The sequence below is a fragment of the Brotomerdimonas butyrica genome, from assembly GCF_025567305.1.
In the GTDB taxonomy this organism is placed as follows: Bacteria; Bacillota; Clostridia; order Peptostreptococcales; family Anaerovoracaceae; genus Lentihominibacter; species Lentihominibacter butyricus.
In genome coordinates this window covers 59,413-77,258 of the sequence record NZ_JAOQJP010000007.1, presented here as the reverse complement: position 1 = coordinate 77,258, position 17,846 = coordinate 59,413, and the positions used below count along the sequence as shown (strand labels likewise).

The following is a 17,846-nucleotide window of genomic DNA, read 5'->3' as shown; positions in this document are numbered from 1 at the left end:
GCAGGCTTCACGCCAAATGCCAAATACACCTGATATATATGACGAAATCAAATCAGATACAAGGAGTGATGAGATTGAGCAGAAGCAGAAAAATACCCGCAGGATATTTCACGACCGGTGAATTCGCAAAACTCTGCGGGGTAAAAAAACAGACGCTTTTCCACTATGACCAGATAGGCATACTGAGGCCCGAAATAATCGCATCTAACGGCTACAGATATTATTCCGTACTGCAGTTCGACACATACATAACGATAGCCATGCTCAAAGAACTCGACATACCTCTGGCAAATATCAAAGAATATCTCGCAAGAAAAAATCCGCAATCGTTCCTCGAGCTGCTCAGAGAACATGACCGCCTGGTCGATGAAAAGATCGCAGAGCTCCAGTGGCTCAAGACGTTCATCAAAGGAAAAATAAAAATAACCGAGGAAGGCATAAATGCACAGCACGGGACCATACACATCGAACACCGCCCCTCGGAGCATTACATTTTCACAGAATACAGCGGAGGCTCCGACAACAAGGACGAATACGAAGCCTATGCCAGACACGTCGCACTGTGCCATGAAAACCAGATATACAGCCCATACGTCACAGGCGGCACGATAGCAGTGGACGGCGGCTTTACAAAAAACAGCTACCGCTACTCCCACCTGTACACGAAACTCGATCCCGATGATATCGACAATTCAGCGGAAAATATCACTGTGATATCGCCGGGCTCATACGTCGTGATATACAGCACGCTCGGATTCTCTCCTGTATGCTCCATGCTGCCGAAGCTCCTGAACTTTGCACGTGAACACGGCTATAAGCACGGAAAATACTTTTTCGAAGACATCCTGCTCGACCAGGCTTCAAAATCAAGTCTCGACTACTATATCGTGAAGCTCAGTCTGCCGCTGGAAAAGACATGATCAGCTGATCGTGCCGCGTTTCCATCTGCCGCTGCAGTATCTTACGATAAAGCAGATCGAACGCACGATCCAGTCCACGACCATCGCGATCCACACACCCATGACTCCCATGCCCATGTATTTCGCCAGAACGACGCCGAATACGATCCTGAACACCCACATCGAAGCGACGCCGACTATCATCGTGAAGGTTACGTCGCCAGCCGCTCTGAGCACATACGGAACGACGAATGATGCAGACCAGATCACGACTGCACATGCGCTGTGAAAAAATATAAGCTCGGTCGCGAGTTTCCCTGTTTCCGCAGAAAGACTGTAGACTTTTATTATCAGAGGTGTCGAAAGCACGATGATGACATTCATCGCGAACATCGCCGCATACACCCATTTCATCAGCTTTTTCGTATAAAAGCGCACCTGTTCGTAATCCCCGGCGCCTATACACACGCTGATGACTGAGACGATGCCGTAGCTCATCGCAAGTCCCGGGAGCACCGCTATCATCGATATCGAGTTTGCGACTGCATTCGCTGCGATCGATATAGTGCCAAATCCCGATATCATGCTGAGGAGGATCAGCTTTCCAAGCTGGAACATGCTGTTTTCCACACCATTCGGTATACCTATCTTCATTATGTTCTTTATGTAAGACCAGTCAGGTCTCAGATCCATTCCCTTTGTGAGATGGACCTTCCGTTCGCTGTTTCTGAGGAGCACTATCATCATTACCGCTGCCGCCATCCTCGACACGAGAGTCGGTATCGCAACGCCTTCGACACCTCTGTGGAAGCCGTATATAAGCGTAGCGTTTCCCGCCACATTTATCGCGTTCATTATGATCGAAACCGTCATCGATGTCTTCGAATCACCGACGCTTCTGAACAGCGCCGCTCCTGAATTGTACAGGGCGATGAACGGTACGGACGCCATTACGATCAGATAGTACACATCACAGTAGTGCCGCACATCCGCCTCGATGTTTCCGAAAACGAAAGATATTACCCAGTTCCTGAGTATGTACATCACCAGTATTACGACGAGCGACAGCATGAATGCTGAAATGAACAGCTGATCTGCCGCCTTGTTCGCATTTTCTCCCCTCTTCTGCCCCAGATACTGACCCACTACTACTGCGCCTCCTGTCGCTATCGCGGTGAAGACGGTTATTATCAGCACCATCAGCGAATCGACCAGCGATACTGCCGATACAGCGGCCTCACCTACGCTTGCGACCATCACCGAGTCCAGCAGTCCCACCGCAAAAAGCAGGAACTGCTCCACGAACAGCGGCCACAGCAGCTTCAGCAGATATTTATTCGAAAACAGCCTCCGAACGCCGCTCTGGTCAGTTATCTCGCCCTGCGGATCGTTTTCATTTATCTTTATTTCTTCAGTCATACACGATACTCCTTAATCTCCCGTTCTCTATTGATATTGATACGATACAGTCTTTTATACTACAACAAGAGTGCAGTCCTCTTCAGGAGCTACACTCTCTTTATGATAAATTTAATTCATGTCAGATCTATGAAAAGAATTCCTTTATTGAATCAAGGAAGCTGCTCTTCTTGTGATAGCATTCGCTCGTCACGCTCTTGCCCATAGCCGCGATAGCTTTTTTCTGTTTCGAATTGAGCTTCGTAGGGACCTCGAGCGTCACTTTCACGTAAAGGTCGCCCTTCTTATTGCTGCGGACGCTCTTGATGCCCTTGCCCTTGAGTCTGAATACCGTTCCCGGCTGGGTTCCTGCAGGAACCTTGTATGAAACTTTTTCTTCAAGAGTAGGCACTACGATATCGTCTCCCAGCGCCGCCTGATCGAATGTGATCGGTATCTCGAGCCACAGATCCTGTCCTCTTCGCTCGAAAAGCTTGTGCGGTTTCACATTGATCACGATGTAAAGATCACCGTCAGGTCCGCCGTTGATACCCGGTTCTCCCTGTCCCTTGATAGGGATGACGGAATCGTTATCCACGCCTGCCGGTATATTGATCGAGATCGTGACGTTTTCCTTCACTCTTCCGCTGCCGCCGCAGTCCCTGCAAGGCGTTTCGTTTATCTCACCTGTACCGTTGCAGTCAGGACACGGTGATACGCTCTGGAAAGTCCCGAGCGGTGTTCTCTGTGCAGTCCTCACTTCTCCGCTGCCGCCGCACTTCGTACACTGCTTCTTGGAAGTTCCCGGTGCAGCACCTGAACCGTCACATGTCTTGCACTTCACGAACTTGTTGATGCGGATCTGCTTCTTCGTGCCGAATGCAGCCTCTTCGAAATCTATCGTCAGAGATTTCTGCAGGTCGCTGCCCTTTCTCGGACCGTTCCTGCGTGCACCTGATCTGCCGCCTCCTCCGAAGCCGCTGAAAGCTCCTCCGAACATGTCGAAGATGTCTTCAAAACCGCCGAAACCTCCGAAGCCGCCTCCAAATCCGCCGCCTCCGAAGCCTGCGTTAGGATCTACGCCGGCATGACCGAACCTGTCGTATTTATCCTTCTTGTCAGGATCCGACAGCACAGCATATGCCTCATTGATTTCCTTGAATTTCTCTTCGGCGGACTTATCACCCGGATTTTTATCCGGGTGATATTTCATCGCCATTTTTCTGAATGCTTTTTTTATCTCATCATCACTGGCCCCTTTTTTTAATCCCAGGACCTCGTAATAATCTCTCTTGTCTGCCATTATTTGTCCTCATCCACAACTTCATAGTCAGCATCTACAACGTTATCGTCTTTTGGAGCTGAACCTGCGTCGTTTGCTGCGCCTGCTACTCCGCCCATGTCAGGATTTGCACCTGCTGCCTGAGCCTGCTGATACATCTTAGCTGAAATAGTGTGGAACTTTTCTGTGAGCTTTTCAGTCTTAGCCTTGATGTCGTCGATATTGTTTGCTTCGAGAGCCTTTGAGAGCTCATCCTTTGCAGCATTGATATCGTTCTTCTCATCTTCGGAAAGTGCGTTTTCAAGCTCCTTCATGTTCTTTTCAGTTTCGTATACCAGAGTTTCAGCCTGGTTTCTGATCTCGATCTCTTCCTTCTTCTTCTTGTCTTCAGCAGCATACTGTTCTGCTTCCTTGACCTTTGCCTGGATCTCTTCATCCGAAAGCTTCGTTGAAGAAGTGATCGTGATGCTCTGCTCTTTTCCTGTTCCCATATCCTTTGCGCTTACATTTACGATACCGTTAGCGTCGATGTCGAATGTAACCTCGATCTGAGGGATTCCGCGTGGAGCAGGCGGGATACCTGTGAGCTGGAATCTTCCGAGTGTAGTATTTCCTGAAGCCATTTCTCTTTCACCCTGCATTACGTGGATGTCTACTGCTGTCTGATTGTCAGCCGCAGTTGAGAAGATCTGGCTCTTCTTTGTAGGTATAGTAGTGTTTCTCTCGATCAGCTTTGTAGCTACGCCGCCCAGTGTTTCGATCGAAAGTGAAAGCGGAGTTACGTCGAGAAGGAGCACGTCGTTTACTTCACCTGTCAGTACGCCTGCCTGGATAGCTGCACCTACTGCAACGCATTCATCCGGGTTGATGCCCTTGAACGGTTCCTTGCCTGTTACTTTCTTTACTGCTTCCTGTACAGCCGGTATTCTTGTCGATCCGCCTACCAGGATCACTTTTGAAAGGTCGCTGTTAGTAACGCCTGCATCTGCCATTGCCTTCTTCATCGGCTCTATAGTCTTGTTTACAAGATCTGCTGTGAGCTGGTCGAACTTGGCTCTTGTGATATCCATGTTCATGTGGAGAGGGCCGTTTTCGTTCACTGTGATGAACGGCAGGTTGATATTCGTGGTCTGTGCGCTTGAGAGCTCTTTCTTTGCCTTTTCAGCAGCTTCCTTGAGTCTCTGGAGCGCCATCTTGTCGTTTCTGAGGTCTACGCCGTTTTCCTTTGCAAAGCTGTCAGCCATGAAGTTCAGCAGAGCTTCATCGAAGTCGTCACCGCCCAGCTTGTTGTTTCCGTTTGTTGCCAGTACTTCGAATACTCCGTCGCCCAGCTCGAGGATCGATACGTCGAATGTACCGCCGCCCAGGTCGTATACCAGGATCTTGTGCTGTGACTCATCTTTGTCGAGTCCATATGCCAGTGATGCTGCCGTAGGCTCGTTGATGATTCTCTTTACATCGAGACCTGCGATCTTTCCTGCATCCTTCGTAGCCTGCTTCTGGCTGTCTGTGAAGTAAGCCGGAACTGTGATTACAGCTTCAGTTACCTTTTCTCCGAGGTAGCTTTCTGCATCTGACTTCAGCTTTCCGAGGATCATTGCCGAAATGTCCTGCGGTGTATATTTCTTTCCGTCGATATCTACAGTGTGGTCTGTACCCATATATCTCTTGATCGACGCTATCGTTCTGTCCGGATTAGTGATCGCCTGTCTCTTTGCAGTTTCACCTACGAGTCTTTCTCCGTTCTTTGCAAAACCTACGACTGACGGTGTGGTTCTGTTACCTTCCGCATTAGCTATTACAACAGGTTCTCCACCTTCAAGAACTGCTACACATGAATTTGTTGTTCCTAAATCGATTCCTATTACTTTTCCCATTTTATTTTCCTCCTGGATATATATTTTTTCGAAAGCTAGCCGACTACTTTTACCATCGACGGTCTTATTACCTTGCCGTTCAGGGTGTAGCCCTTCTGCATCACGCCGGAAACCTTGCCGCTTTCGTATTCTTCAGTTTCCTCTGTCATCACGGCGTTGTGGAAGTTCGGATCGAACTCCTCGCCAAGTGCCGGGATCTCAGCCAGGCCCGCCTTTTCAAGGACGTCGCTCAGCTGCTTGAATATCATTTCCATACCCTTCTTGAAGCCGTCGTCGCCGTCATCATGCTCGAGCGCTCTCTCGAAGTTGTCGATCACATCGAGCATCTCGGTTATCAGCTTCTCGTTGGCGTATGAATAAAGATCTGTCTTTTCTTTCTCCACCCTCTTCTTATAGTTCTGGAAATCAGCCATAAGTCTCAGGTATCTGGTATCGCCGTCTTCCTCCGGCTCCTTCTTTTCGGAAGCCTCCGGAGCTTCGCCGGCATCCTTTCCAGTCTCTTCTTTATCTTCGGCCTTTTCTTCAGCCCCTGTATCTTCCGGAGCCTGATCTTCAGCCTGTTCCTGTTTCTTTTCCTTATCGTCTATATCAATCTTTGCCATCCTCGTCTCCTTCCGTTATCATAAAAGCCTTGCTTATATTATCTGTAAGGTACTCAACGACGGAAGTGACTTCGCCGTATCGCATCCTCGTAGGACCTATAACTCCGATCTTGCCGACCATCTTGCCGTCGACATGATATGTCGCTGTTATGAGACTGCAGTCCTGCATCATCTCGTTCTGGTTCTCGTTGCCTATGGTTATTATCACACCGTTGTCTCTGTTTATCAGAGTCTTTGTGAGATCCTCCTTGCGGCTCACCATCTCCAGGAACAGTTTGGCTTTATCGATATCGTTGTATTCCGGTATCGAGAATATGTTTGTGAGTCCGTCCATGTAAAGGTTCACATTGAGCATATCCTCAAGAGTCTTCACGAAGTTCGGAACGATATTCTTTTCAAACATTGCCATCGCTTCAGCATCTGATTTGAATGCCTTGATTATATCGAGCGTCAGTGCCTCGCTCAGCGTCTTGCCGCGGTAGTTGTACGTCATCGTCTTTGCCAGTATCCTGAGCGTTTCCTCAGAAGCCGCTCTGTCCAGATACACCGATGTATTGGACACCTTGCCGCTCTCCGATACGAGCATCAGCACCACTGTCCGCTCATCGACCGGAAGCAGGTTTATATATTTCAGAGTGTCCTGATCCTTCTTCGGTGTCATCGCAAACGCTGTAAGACTCGTGATCTCTGACAGCACATGTGCCGCACGCTGCACTATATTCTCCAGCTCGTTCACATTGCTGTGAAGCTGCATCGCTATAGCGTCCTTTGCCGCCGCACTGAGCTCTGTCCTCGGCATCATCTCATTTACATAGAGTCTGTATGCCTTCTCGGAAGGAACTCTGCCGGAAGACGTATGCGGATGAGTAAGATAACCCATCTCCTCCAGATCCGACATCTCGTTTCGGATCGTCGCCGGGCTTATGCCCAGATCATAGTTCCTCGACAAGGTCCTTGAGCCTACCGGCTCGGCAGTCCTGATAAAATCAGCTATGATGGCCTGTAATATTTTCAGTTTTCTTTCACTTAAATCCATCTTAGGCCTCCTGTTGTTAGCACTCATTGTCTTCGAGTGCTAACTACAGTTTAAATTTACCACCCAATGGGTATATTGTCAACACTTATTTCAAAATTTTTTATCGTTTACCGGTATTTTTTATCATTCATTTTAAAAATAAAAAACATTGTAAAATATCCGTCGTCCTGCACATCGCTTTTCATTTTACCGCGATGAACTTTTTCGATCCGAACAGATACAGGTACGCCTCCTTCACAGGCTTTCCGGATGCGATTTCCAGCGCCTCTCTGTATATGTCTATCTGACCTTCATACATCCGCACGAGCTCACGCTCACGTTCTTCGTTTCCCGCATAGCTGTTCTTGTAATCGATAAGCACGATGCCGTCTTCCTCTTCGAAATAGCAGTCTATGATACCCTGCACGATCGTGTCTGCTCCCTTTACATTCCTGCGGAGTATGAATTCGCGCTCCTTGTACAGATGCTTTGACATCGCTGCGCGCTTTCCCGGCTCTCCGCGGAAAAACGCTTCTATATTATCTATACGCACCGCAGCGGCTTCTTCATCCGTTATCGTACCGTCCTCACACAGTCTGTCAATGGTCTCTCTGATGTACTGCCGGCCATGCGCCGCCGCTTCCGCAAAGTCGAGCTTTTCGACAACAAGATGCATCAGCGTACCGGTCTGCATGCTGCTTATTCTGTCTCTTTCCATGGAAAATGCAGGCTGTGCGAGAGTCGTACTGCGTTCACCGCGTCCGTCCGGCAGTTCGCCGGCTGCAGCCTTTGCATATATGTCTGACATCACGTCCGCATCTTTTCCGGCATTTTCAGCCAGTTCCTCCTGTCTGAGCCTGTTGAGCTCCGTTACCGAATACTTCGATTTCACTCCCGAAACATCCATATAAGGATATTCGAACGAAAGCCTTTCATCTATCAGCTCTCTCAGACGATCATCAGCACTCTCCCTGCTCATGCCGAACACGTCGGCGATCCGCGCCCTGGAATGGACGCGCGTATCGTCACACGAGCCGTCTTCTTCGCTATCCTCATGTATCACGACATTCTCTGCCACATCAGTAAGCGGACCATACACCATCTCGATAAACGATCTGCCGATACCAACCGTGTCTTCAAGCTTCTGCGGATCCTTCACCGTTCCCGTCAGCAGCAGCTGATCCATAGCTCTTGTCATCGCGACATAGAGAATCCTTATTTCCTCCTCGAATTCCTCATTCGCCTTCTGCGCCTCGATCACACGCTGAAGCAGCGTCTTTCTGTGCCACTTTTCATCTCTATTGACATGAGGCATGCCGATCGCAAAGTCTTTGTGCATGACGCTTCCGCTGCCCGCGCCTCTTGCCCGGATGCTTCTTCCCATCCCTGTCAGTATGACGACCGGGAACTCAAGCCCCTTGCTCTTGTGGACAGTCATCACGCGCACGACGTTCTCATTTTCACCGATGACCTTCGCCTCCCCTATAGAGAGATTGTTTTTCTTCATCGCTTCTATATATGAAATGAAGCCGTAAAGCCCGCTGTGGCTCGTCTGCTCGAACTGCCCCGCCTTTTCCACCAGCAGTCTCAGATTGGAAATACGCTGTTTTCCGGACGGCAGACCGCTGCAGTAGTCAAAGTAACCTGTATCGTAGAGCAGTATCCTCACGAGTTCTTCGAGTGTTATCGTGTTCTTGAGTTCTTTCCAGTACGCTATCTGCTGCAGCATTCGGCTGAGCTTTTCTTTCAGAGCTTCATCCGCCCCACCTTCTGTATATCCCTTCACCGCCTCGTAAAAGCTGCCGTCACGGTATTCTATCCGGACTGCCGCAAGCTCCTCGACAGAGAAGTCGAACACAGGGCACCTCATCACGGATATCAGCGGTATATCCTGACTGATATTGTCTATCACGCGCAGGAGATTCGTAAACACCTGGACTTCGACTGTCTCGAAGTATCCGCCCGTGTTTTCGCCGAAAGCAGGCACGCCTTCGTTGTTCAGGAAGCGCTCCAGCGTCTTTATGCCCGATCTGCTTCTGGAAAGCACGACGATATCGCGGTACTCCACATTTCTGTACACGCCTTGCTTTACATCATATATCTCTTTTCCGAGACTTTCACGGATCAGCTTCAGTATTATCTTCTCCTCAGGCTTCGCATCGTCATAGCTGCCGTTTCCCGAATCCTGCGTTTCCGGCAACATTATATGACACTCTGTGTCCATGCCCGGATACTGATGATCTATCGTGCATTTGAGTCTGGCATTCCCGTCGTATCCGTCCATTATGCGCTCGAACACGGTGTTGACAGTCTCAGTCACTGCATATTTGCTCCTGAAATTGTTGCTCAGGTCGATCTTGATGCTTTCCTCTTCGGATTCCTGTGCGTAAAGCGCATATTTTGCTCTGAATATCTCCGGCTCGGCCAGCCTGAACTTGTAAATGCTCTGCTTGACGTCGCCCACCATGAACAGATTGTCTTTTCCTGCGATCCGCCCTATGATCGTCTCCTGCAGCATGTTGCTGTCCTGGAACTCGTCTATGAATATGTATCTGAATCTGTCGCGGTACTCCGCCGCTACCAGATCATCGCTGAGTATGTCGATGGCATAATGCATGACGTCATCGAAGTCTACGATGTTCTTATCGTTTTTTTTCTGCTTGAATATATGCTCAAAGTCCTCTATGAGTCCTGTCAGGTATCTGGTATCATCGTACAGCAGGTCAAGCTCCTCGTCGTATTCGCTCATGCTTCTCTGATAATATCTGCCGCGCAGATCGTCCAGTATCTTCTTGCCGTTTTTTCGCAAAGACGCCACGTGGTCTTTAACCAGGGCATAGTCGTCCTTCTGGTCTTTAGTGGCTCTCATCTGATTGAATTTGACTGTGCTCAGAAATCTGCCGAAAATACTGATACGTTCAACCGGGGACAGGACTGACATATCCCGCTCGCCATCTCCTGAAATCATGTCAGCTATCAGCTGCGCATCGGCCTGCGCCTTTTCGAAAAGACCTTCTATGCCAGCCTCTTCAAGCACATCTGCAGCCTTTGCATAAAGCACTGCAGCCTTTTTCAGCTGGCGCGCTGTCTCTTTCACAACGAACTCGTCGAGCTTAAGAGCTGCCGACGGCGAATCACTGCCCAGCTTTTCCGTGGATTCCTTCGCCCAGGTCATATAGTGCGGTATGCTGCGCATCTCATCGTAAAGCGCTATGATGTTCTGCTTGATCCTGTTCTCGCTGCGGTCGCTACTGTAATTTCTGAGAAAAGCTGAAAATCTGTCGTAATCATCGCTGAATCTCATGTCGAACAGCTCGTCGACGGATTCGTTCTTCATGATCGACACGGCGGTATCGTCTCCTATCCTGAAACCCGGCTCCAGATCCGTGACATAGAAATATCTGCGCATCACTTCCAGCGCGAATGTATGGAACGTGCTGATGCTGGCTCTGGGCATCAGTGACAGCTGGCGCTTCAGGAACTGTCTGTCTGCTCCAGGCTTCTCCATCTGCTCTCTTATCGACTTTTCGAGACGCGCCTTCATCTCTGCCGACGCAGCGTTCGTGAATGTGGTTATCAGGAATCTGTCTATATCGATCTTGTCTTCGAGCACGAGACTCCTGATCCTCTCTATCAGGACGGCGGTCTTTCCTGATCCCGCCGCCGCCGACACCAGTATGTTCCGTTCTCTCGTCTCTATCGTTTTTTTCTGTGCATCAGTCCACTGCATCTTGCGCCACCCCGTACTTTACATGATATATCGTTTATTATAACAAATAATTTTTCTCATAACAATTCAAAGGCTTATGGTGTATAATAGGAGTCAGAAAAATATTTAATGAGAGGTAATCATCATGAAAAAATTCAACCGTCCGACAATGCTTATGATCTTAGACGGATACGGTCTCAATAAAGAAACGGCCGGCAACGCTATCGCCGCTGCCGACAAACCGCACCTTGACGATATATTCGCGAAATATCCGTCAACATCGCTGAAAGCCTGCGGACTGGACGTCGGGCTTCCCGAAGGCCAGATGGGCAACTCTGAAGTCGGCCATCTCAATATCGGAGCCGGACGCATAGTATATCAGGATCTTACGATGATAACGAAGGCGATCGAGGATGGCTCGTTCTTTGAAAACAAGGCGTTTCTCAAGGCTGTCGATCACGTGAAGAAAAACGGCTCGACACTGCACCTGCTCGGTCTGCTGTCCGACGGCGGAGTGCACAGCCACATCAATCATCTGCTGGCTCTTGTCGATCTTGCAAAGAAGCACGATATCGAAAAGCTGTGTGTGCACTGTTTCCTCGACGGTCGTGACGTGCCGCCAAGATGCGCACAGAAATACATCGACATACTCACCGGTCATTTTGAAAAGGCAGGCATCGGCACGCTCGGCGTGATTTCCGGCAGATACTATGCGATGGACAGAGACAAGCGCTGGGACAGAGTGGAAAAGGCGTATGACGCGATGACTATCGGCAAAGGCATGCATGCCGCTTCCGGAAAAGAAGCGATCGATGCCGCTTATGAGAGAGACGAAAACGACGAATTCGTACTGCCTACGGTGATTGACGGCGCACTGCCTGTAGATGACGGCGACGCAATGATCATGTTCAACTTCAGACCTGACAGGGCAAGAGAGATCACCAGGACGTTCGTAGACAAGGATTTTGACGGCTTTGACAGAAAGAAAAAGGTCTCGGACATCTGCTACATATGCATGACGCAGTACGATGCCGAAATGCCTGATGTTACGCTGGCATTCCCGCCGGAGACGCTTCACAACACTCTCGGTGAATACATCGCATCTCTCGGACTGACGCAGCTCAGGATCGCTGAAACTGAAAAATACGCTCATGTTACGTTCTTCTTCAACGGCGGAGTCGAGGCTCCGAACAGGAACGAAGACCGCATACTGATACCGTCGCCTAAGGTTGCGACATATGACATGCAGCCTGAAATGAGCGCTTATGAAGTCACTGATAAAGTACTCGAGGCGATCGATACAGACAAATACGACCTGATCATACTCAACTTTGCAAATGCCGACATGGTCGGTCACACCGGTGTTATGAAGGCCGCAGTCGAAGCGATAGAGACTCTCGACAAATGCGTTCCGAAGATCGCTGATGCGATACTTGCAAAGGACGGCCAGATACTGCTGACGGCGGATCACGGCAATGCTGACGTGATGCTGGACAAGGACGGCAATGTCGTTACCGCACATTCGCTGAATGATGTTCCGCTCGTACATATCGCCAACCATCCTTCACAGCTCAAAGACGGCGGTCGTCTGAGCGATATAGCTCCGACGATACTCAAGCTCATGGGTCTCGATATCCCTGAGGAAATGACCGGAAAACCGCTCGTATAGCTTATCACCGTAAGCGATACGGCACATCCCCCGGCGGTCGCCCCGGCAGCCCGATAGGCAGCTCACAGACCGGCTGCATGCGAAAACCGCATAACATTATATAGAGGAGCTCAAGCTGACGCATCGGCAAAACATATGTCGATACGTCAGTTTTTTTCTGATCATATGATACCTCAGAACGACGCTCTGCAATGACCGTCCGCACCTGCACAGCCCGCGCCTTTGCATAAAAAAACATGACTGCTCTTTTACCGAACAGCCATGCCTGAAATCAATATTATTCTATCTATGTATGTCTATGCGAAAAGAACAGCCTTGTTTGCAAGGACGAGTTTAACGTCTTCATTGCTGCTCGTGATGTTGTCTTTTTCAGCAACATCGGATTCAGCCTTGAGTGCCGCTTCCATCTCTGCGATCAGTGCGTTTACTGCAGCTTCATCTGCCTTGTCGGCTTCATCTGCTTCGATAAACTTTTCACACGCCTTCATCAGTTCCTGATTTGGCTTTCCTGACGGGAAACCACAGAAGAAAAATGCATCGATCTTGAATTTTTCATTCTCTGCGATTCCTTTTATTTTAGCTATGATTTCTTCTCTGCTCATTTTGATAACCTCCAGATGTATATCTAACATATTATTATAATCATTCTGATTATTTTACCTGCTGATTAAAATGGTAACATTTGCACTAATTGGTGTCAAGTTCAAAATGAAAAAGTCAGCCTGCCAGAAAAGCACCCGGTCAATGAAATCGGTTCAGTGACGGGTGCTTTCTGTATTGTTATAATTATTAAAAATTGGGCACACAATATGGTGAATTGTTTTGGAAGTGTAAATTGTAATTTGTAATTGTTATTATATACCGTTCTTGTATGCTCTTAGTTCTGTTCTGCAAACAGCAGTCTTTCTCTTTCGAGCGGAGAAACGTTGCGGTTCTTTGCTCTTGCATAGAGAGCCAGGATAAGTCCTAATGCGAACCATCCGCATACGAGAACCCATTCGATCGGAGCCAGAGGGCTAGGTCCCATTGGCAGGTATAAGTAAGCGAAGAAGCATACAACGCCGATCGAAACTGCACCAACGAGCTTAGCGTGTTTGATCTTATAAGGTCTTTCAAGCTCAGGCTGTCTAACTCTCAGGAAGATGAATGACAGAGTTACCATCAGGTAAACGATAACCACGCCGAATGAGCTTGCATTTACAAACCATGTCAGAGCGCCTGCGCCGAGGAGGCATGAGAATGTTGACAGAGCTCCACAGAACAGTACTGCATTGCTTGGTGTGTGATACTTAGGGTGAACCTTAGCAAGGAATCCAGGAAGCATCTTCGCATTTGCGAGTGAGAAGAGTACTCTTGCTCCGCCGTAGAGGAATCCGTTCCAGCTTGTCAGGATACCGCACATTGCACCTACGATACAGATCTTGCCCCAGATAGGATTTCCGAAAGCGTATGCCATTGCATCTGCTACAGGGATAACTCCGTTTGTACGAACTTCTGTCGGAGCTGAAACACATGTTGCGAATATCATCAGCATGTACCATGCAGCTGCCATGCAGATCGAGATGATAAGGATCTTCGGGATCTGCTTGAGAGGCACATCCATTTCTCCTGCTGACTGAGGTATAACGTCAAATCCTACGAACATTGCAGGAACCATCAGCAGTACTACTGTGAATCCTTTGAAGTCTGTGAGGAGCGGCTTAGTGTATTCCATATCTCCGAATGCAACACCGCCTGTCAGGAACAGTATACCAACGATGATCAGACCTACTGTTGCGATAGTCTGGAATACTGCTGCCTGCTTTGCTCCAAAGTAGTTTACTATTGTGATTATTACTGAAACGACTACTGAAACGAGACATACTGTAACCCATACGTCAGCGCCCTGTACCGTCCACAGATGTCCGATCTCCGGTATAGGCACGATGTAGTTCAGAGCTGTCGCGAATGCCGGACCTTCCCATGCTGCAACGCCCAGATAAGCGAACGCTGTTGCAAGACCTGCGATAACTGCCGGCCAGTAACCCATTGATTTGTAGGAGAATACCACGCTGCCGCCTGTGTAAGGGATAGCCGGTGTAAGTTCTGCATATACGAGACCTACGAATACGCAGAGCACTGCTCCTACTACGTACGCCAGAATGGCACCCAGCATACCAGCTGAAGCTGCCCACTGACCTGATAACATTATCCAGCCCCAGCCTATCATTGTTCCGAAAGCCATGGCAAGGACGTCTCTTTGTTTAAATGATTTTTCCAATGTCTGATTGTTTGTACTCATAACTGATCCTCACTTAACTAAATTTTTCCTTCTGGTTATGACGAATAATTATTTCACGAAAGATTGACAGTTCCAGCATTTTATCGCTTTCATATCTTTCGCATATATTATATTTACAAACATCGTGCCAACTCGACAAACAATCATTAAATTCTTATCTTCGCTAGCCTGTATACATTGAAATTTCAGAGAATTTTTTGATTTTCTCTATCCAAAAAACATAAAAGACACATTCGGATCAGGCTTATTTGAATGCAAAAATATGCTCATACGAAAGAAATTTCTTTCACAAGCCATGAAATTTTTTTCCACGCATGGAGTTTTTCCTCAAAAAAACAGCCGTATCAGTTTTCTTTCTGATACGGCTGAACATGATTTCAATTTTATCAGTTGCCAGTATGTTGCATAAACTCACATATCACACCTTTTCATATATCGCTGTCATCTTTTATGCCTATGCTGCTTTTTCTCCTTTGGCATTTTGACGCACCGCAGCATGCGCAGTTTTCACCACATGACGATATCAGTTTTTTCTTTTTTATTATCACTGCTGCCGCTATAAACAGCACTGCTATTATTATGATAATGACTATACTCGCAGTATTCATACAAACACACCCTCGTTAAATGCAACGCTATAACACATCCTTCATTTGCCTGCCGGTTTGATGTGGTCTATGCCGATCCCGTTATGCGATCCCCGCAGCCACACCTAAAATATGCACTGCATACGCTACACACCAGGCGATCACGCACTGTATAACAACAGTCGCCACAGCAGCTCTGGCTCCCCCCATCTCACGTTTCACAGTTGCGATAGCTGCGACACACGGCGTATATAACAATGTGAAAACAAGAAACACTATCGCTGAAAACGGACTGAACAGTGTACTCACCATGGACGCATCTCCGCCCATCAGCACGGTAAGTGTCGATACTACACTTTCTTTGGCAGTAAATCCGGTTATAAGGGCGGTCGATATCCTCCAGTCTCCAAATCCAAGCGGTCTGAAAACCGGTGCTACGATACTTCCTATCATTGCAAGCATGCTGTCCTCAGCTGATGCTGCCGGATTGAGCCTTGCATCAAAAGTCTGCAGGAACCATATCACGATCGATGCCACGAATATTATCGTAAAAGCTTTCTGTATAAATCCTTTTGCTTTTTCCCAGATCAGATGCAGTACGCTCTTTGCCGAAGGAAGTCTGTAATTCGGCAGTTCCATTACGAACGGCACCGGCTCGCCTCTAAATCTCGTCTGCTTTAAAACAAGCGCATACAGTATGGCACACATTATCCCGAAAATGTAGAGTCCGACCATCACCAGTGCCTGATACTTTCTTGGGAAAAACACACTTATCATAAGTGAATATATGGGAAGCTTTGCACTGCAGCTCATGAATGGAGTCAGCAGTATAGTCATTTTTCTATCGCGTTCGCTGGAAAGTGTCCTGGTTGCCATAATAGCCGGGACCGAGCACCCGAAACCTATCAGCATCGGAACAAAGCTCCTACCCGACAGACCGATCTTGCGCAGCAGCTTATCCATGACAAATGCCACTCTGGCCATATAGCCTGTATCCTCCAGTATTGACAGAAAAAAGAACAGCGTCACGATCGTCGGAAGAAAGCTTATGACGCTTCCCACTCCGCTGCATATACCATCTGTAACTATTGAATGCACCACATGATTGATCTGAAGTGTATCCATACCTTTATCGATCAGTCCCGTCACCGCATCTACTCCTGCTCCCATGAGATCTGACAGCCACGCTCCGACGAGATTGAACGTCATCAGGAATATGACAGCCATTATCCCCAGGAAACATGGTATTGCAGTATATTTTCCCGTAAGCAGCCTGTCTATTTTCATACTGCGGCGATGCTCTCTGCTTTCATGAGGGCGTACTACAGTCTCTCTGCACATATCTTCTATAAAACCGAATCTCATATTTGAAATAGCAGCTTCGCGGTCAAGGCCGGTCTCTTTTTCCATTACTGAAACCACATCTTTGAATGCCTGCTGCTTCTCTGTCGACAGTTCCAGTTCTTTTTCTATTATATCATCTTTCTCTATAAGCTTAGTAGCCGCAAACCTTACCGGTAATCCTGCATTTTCTGCTTCCGGCTCGATCATATGTGCCACCGCATGTATACAGCGGTGTACTGCTCCTATAGGATCTTTTTCATCCCTGCTGCCCCTGCAGAAATCTATACGTCCGGGAGGTTCCTTAAAGCGTGCAACATGTATAGCATGATTTACCAGTTCATCTATACCTTCGTTTTTTACAGCCGAAATCGGTATGACAGGTATCCCGAGTATGTTTTCCAGCTCATTGACCCTTACGGTGCCACCGTTTTCTCTTACTTCATCCATCATATTCAGTGCCAGAACCATCGGTATACCAAGCTCCATCAGTTGCATAGTAAGGCACAGATTTCGTTCAAGATTTGATGCATCGACTATATTTATTATGCCGCTCGGCTTTTCACCGATAAGAAAATCTCTCGTTACTATCTCTTCACTGGAATATGGTGACAGAGAATATATCCCGGGAAGATCTGTCACGGTTGCTTCCGGGTGATTTTTTATCATGCCATCTTTCCTGTCCACCGTTACGCCCGGAAAATTTCCCACATGCTGGTTTGCCCCTGTCAGCTGATTGAAAAGTGTTGTCTTTCCACAGTTTTGATTTCCCGCAAGTGCAAACGTAAGATGCACACCTTTAGGCAGACTTCTGCTTTCATCGTGCACATGATTCTCATCGGCCTGCCCCAGTTCTCCGACCATGGGATGAGGTATCGTTTCATGTCTTGCCTCGCTTAACGGCTGAGACATTTTTTTCTGATGTATATTTTCGATTTCTATTTTTCGCGCTTCTTCAAGTCGAAGTGTAAGTTCATAACCTCTCACCTCGATCTGTATCGGATCTCCCATCGGTGCTATTTTCTGTAAAGTCACCTCTGTTCCGGGAGTAAGCCCCATATCAAGAAGATGATGCCTTAACGCTCCCTTACCTCCAACAGATTTTATATAGGCACTCTGCTTCGGTTTCAATTTATCCATTGTCATGAGAAGCACCTCGTTTCTTTGCTGAATATTATCATCTGCA

General features: G+C 47.9%; 12 protein-coding genes. 2 read left to right on the top strand and 10 right to left on the bottom strand.

Annotation, left to right across the window (positions count from 1 at the left end):
• Positions 1–74 precede the first annotated feature (74 nt).
• Positions 75–920 (top strand): MerR family transcriptional regulator, encoded by an 846-nt coding sequence (locus OCV59_RS06285; RefSeq protein ID WP_262584166.1) that lies wholly within the window; start codon positions 75–77, stop codon positions 918–920.
• On the opposite strand, the gene OCV59_RS06280 is transcribed toward OCV59_RS06285, so the two are convergent.
• The 6 genes from OCV59_RS06280 to addA all read right to left on the bottom strand — a co-directional run bounded on the left by OCV59_RS06280 (position 921) and on the right by addA (position 10,803).
• Positions 921–2,318, bottom strand: coding sequence for an MATE family efflux transporter (locus OCV59_RS06280; RefSeq protein ID WP_147593642.1), 1,398 nt, complete (start codon positions 2,316–2,318; stop codon positions 921–923).
• A gap of 127 nt (positions 2,319–2,445) precedes the next feature.
• Complete coding sequence (gene dnaJ / locus OCV59_RS06275) at positions 2,446–3,600, bottom strand: molecular chaperone DnaJ (RefSeq protein WP_147593641.1); 1,155 nt, start codon at positions 3,598–3,600, stop codon at positions 2,446–2,448.
• On the bottom strand, positions 3,600–5,456 hold the full coding sequence (gene dnaK, locus OCV59_RS06270) for a molecular chaperone DnaK (RefSeq protein ID WP_147593640.1): 1,857 nt from the start codon (positions 5,454–5,456) through the stop codon (positions 3,600–3,602). The genes dnaJ and dnaK overlap by 1 nt, the downstream gene beginning before the upstream one ends.
• A gap of 35 nt (positions 5,457–5,491) precedes the next feature.
• Entirely contained in the window at positions 5,492–6,058 is a 567-nt protein-coding gene (gene grpE, locus OCV59_RS06265) for a nucleotide exchange factor GrpE (protein ID WP_147593639.1), read from the bottom strand.
• Positions 6,045–7,094, bottom strand: a complete 1,050-nt coding sequence (gene hrcA, locus OCV59_RS06260) for a heat-inducible transcriptional repressor HrcA (protein WP_147593638.1) — start codon at positions 7,092–7,094, stop codon at positions 6,045–6,047. Before hrcA ends, grpE begins: the two co-directional genes overlap by 14 nt.
• Positions 7,095–7,275: 181 nt before the next feature.
• Positions 7,276–10,803 carry a helicase-exonuclease AddAB subunit AddA gene (gene addA / locus OCV59_RS06255; protein WP_147593637.1) on the bottom strand — a complete coding sequence of 1,176 codons (3,528 nt, stop codon included), beginning with the start codon at positions 10,801–10,803 and terminating at the stop codon, positions 7,276–7,278.
• Positions 10,804–10,927: 124 nt separating this feature from the next.
• Here addA and gpmI point away from each other — a divergent pair, with 124 nt between their 5' ends.
• Positions 10,928–12,451 (top strand): 2,3-bisphosphoglycerate-independent phosphoglycerate mutase, encoded by a 1,524-nt coding sequence (gene gpmI / locus OCV59_RS06250; RefSeq protein ID WP_147593636.1) that lies wholly within the window; start codon positions 10,928–10,930, stop codon positions 12,449–12,451.
• A 296-nt stretch (positions 12,452–12,747) separates the two neighbouring features.
• Here the strand turns inward: gpmI and OCV59_RS06245 are convergent, their stop codons facing one another.
• The 4 genes from OCV59_RS06245 to feoB form a co-directional block, all read right to left on the bottom strand.
• On the bottom strand, positions 12,748–13,053 hold the full coding sequence (locus tag OCV59_RS06245) for a hypothetical protein (protein WP_147593635.1): 306 nt from the start codon (positions 13,051–13,053) through the stop codon (positions 12,748–12,750).
• A 275-nt stretch (positions 13,054–13,328) separates the two neighbouring features.
• The gene (locus OCV59_RS06240) at positions 13,329–14,732 is read right to left on the bottom strand and encodes an APC family permease (protein ID WP_147593634.1); all 1,404 of its coding nucleotides are present in this window, start codon (positions 14,730–14,732) and stop codon (positions 13,329–13,331) included.
• A gap of 428 nt (positions 14,733–15,160) precedes the next feature.
• Positions 15,161–15,340: a hypothetical protein gene (locus tag OCV59_RS06235; RefSeq protein ID WP_147593633.1), complete on the bottom strand. Its 180-nt coding sequence runs from the start codon at positions 15,338–15,340 to the stop codon at positions 15,161–15,163.
• Positions 15,341–15,421: 81 nt separating this feature from the next.
• Positions 15,422–17,806 carry a ferrous iron transport protein B gene (feoB, locus tag OCV59_RS06230; RefSeq protein WP_147593632.1) on the bottom strand — a complete coding sequence of 795 codons (2,385 nt, stop codon included), beginning with the start codon at positions 17,804–17,806 and terminating at the stop codon, positions 15,422–15,424.
• Between the last annotated feature and the right edge of the window lie 40 nt (positions 17,807–17,846).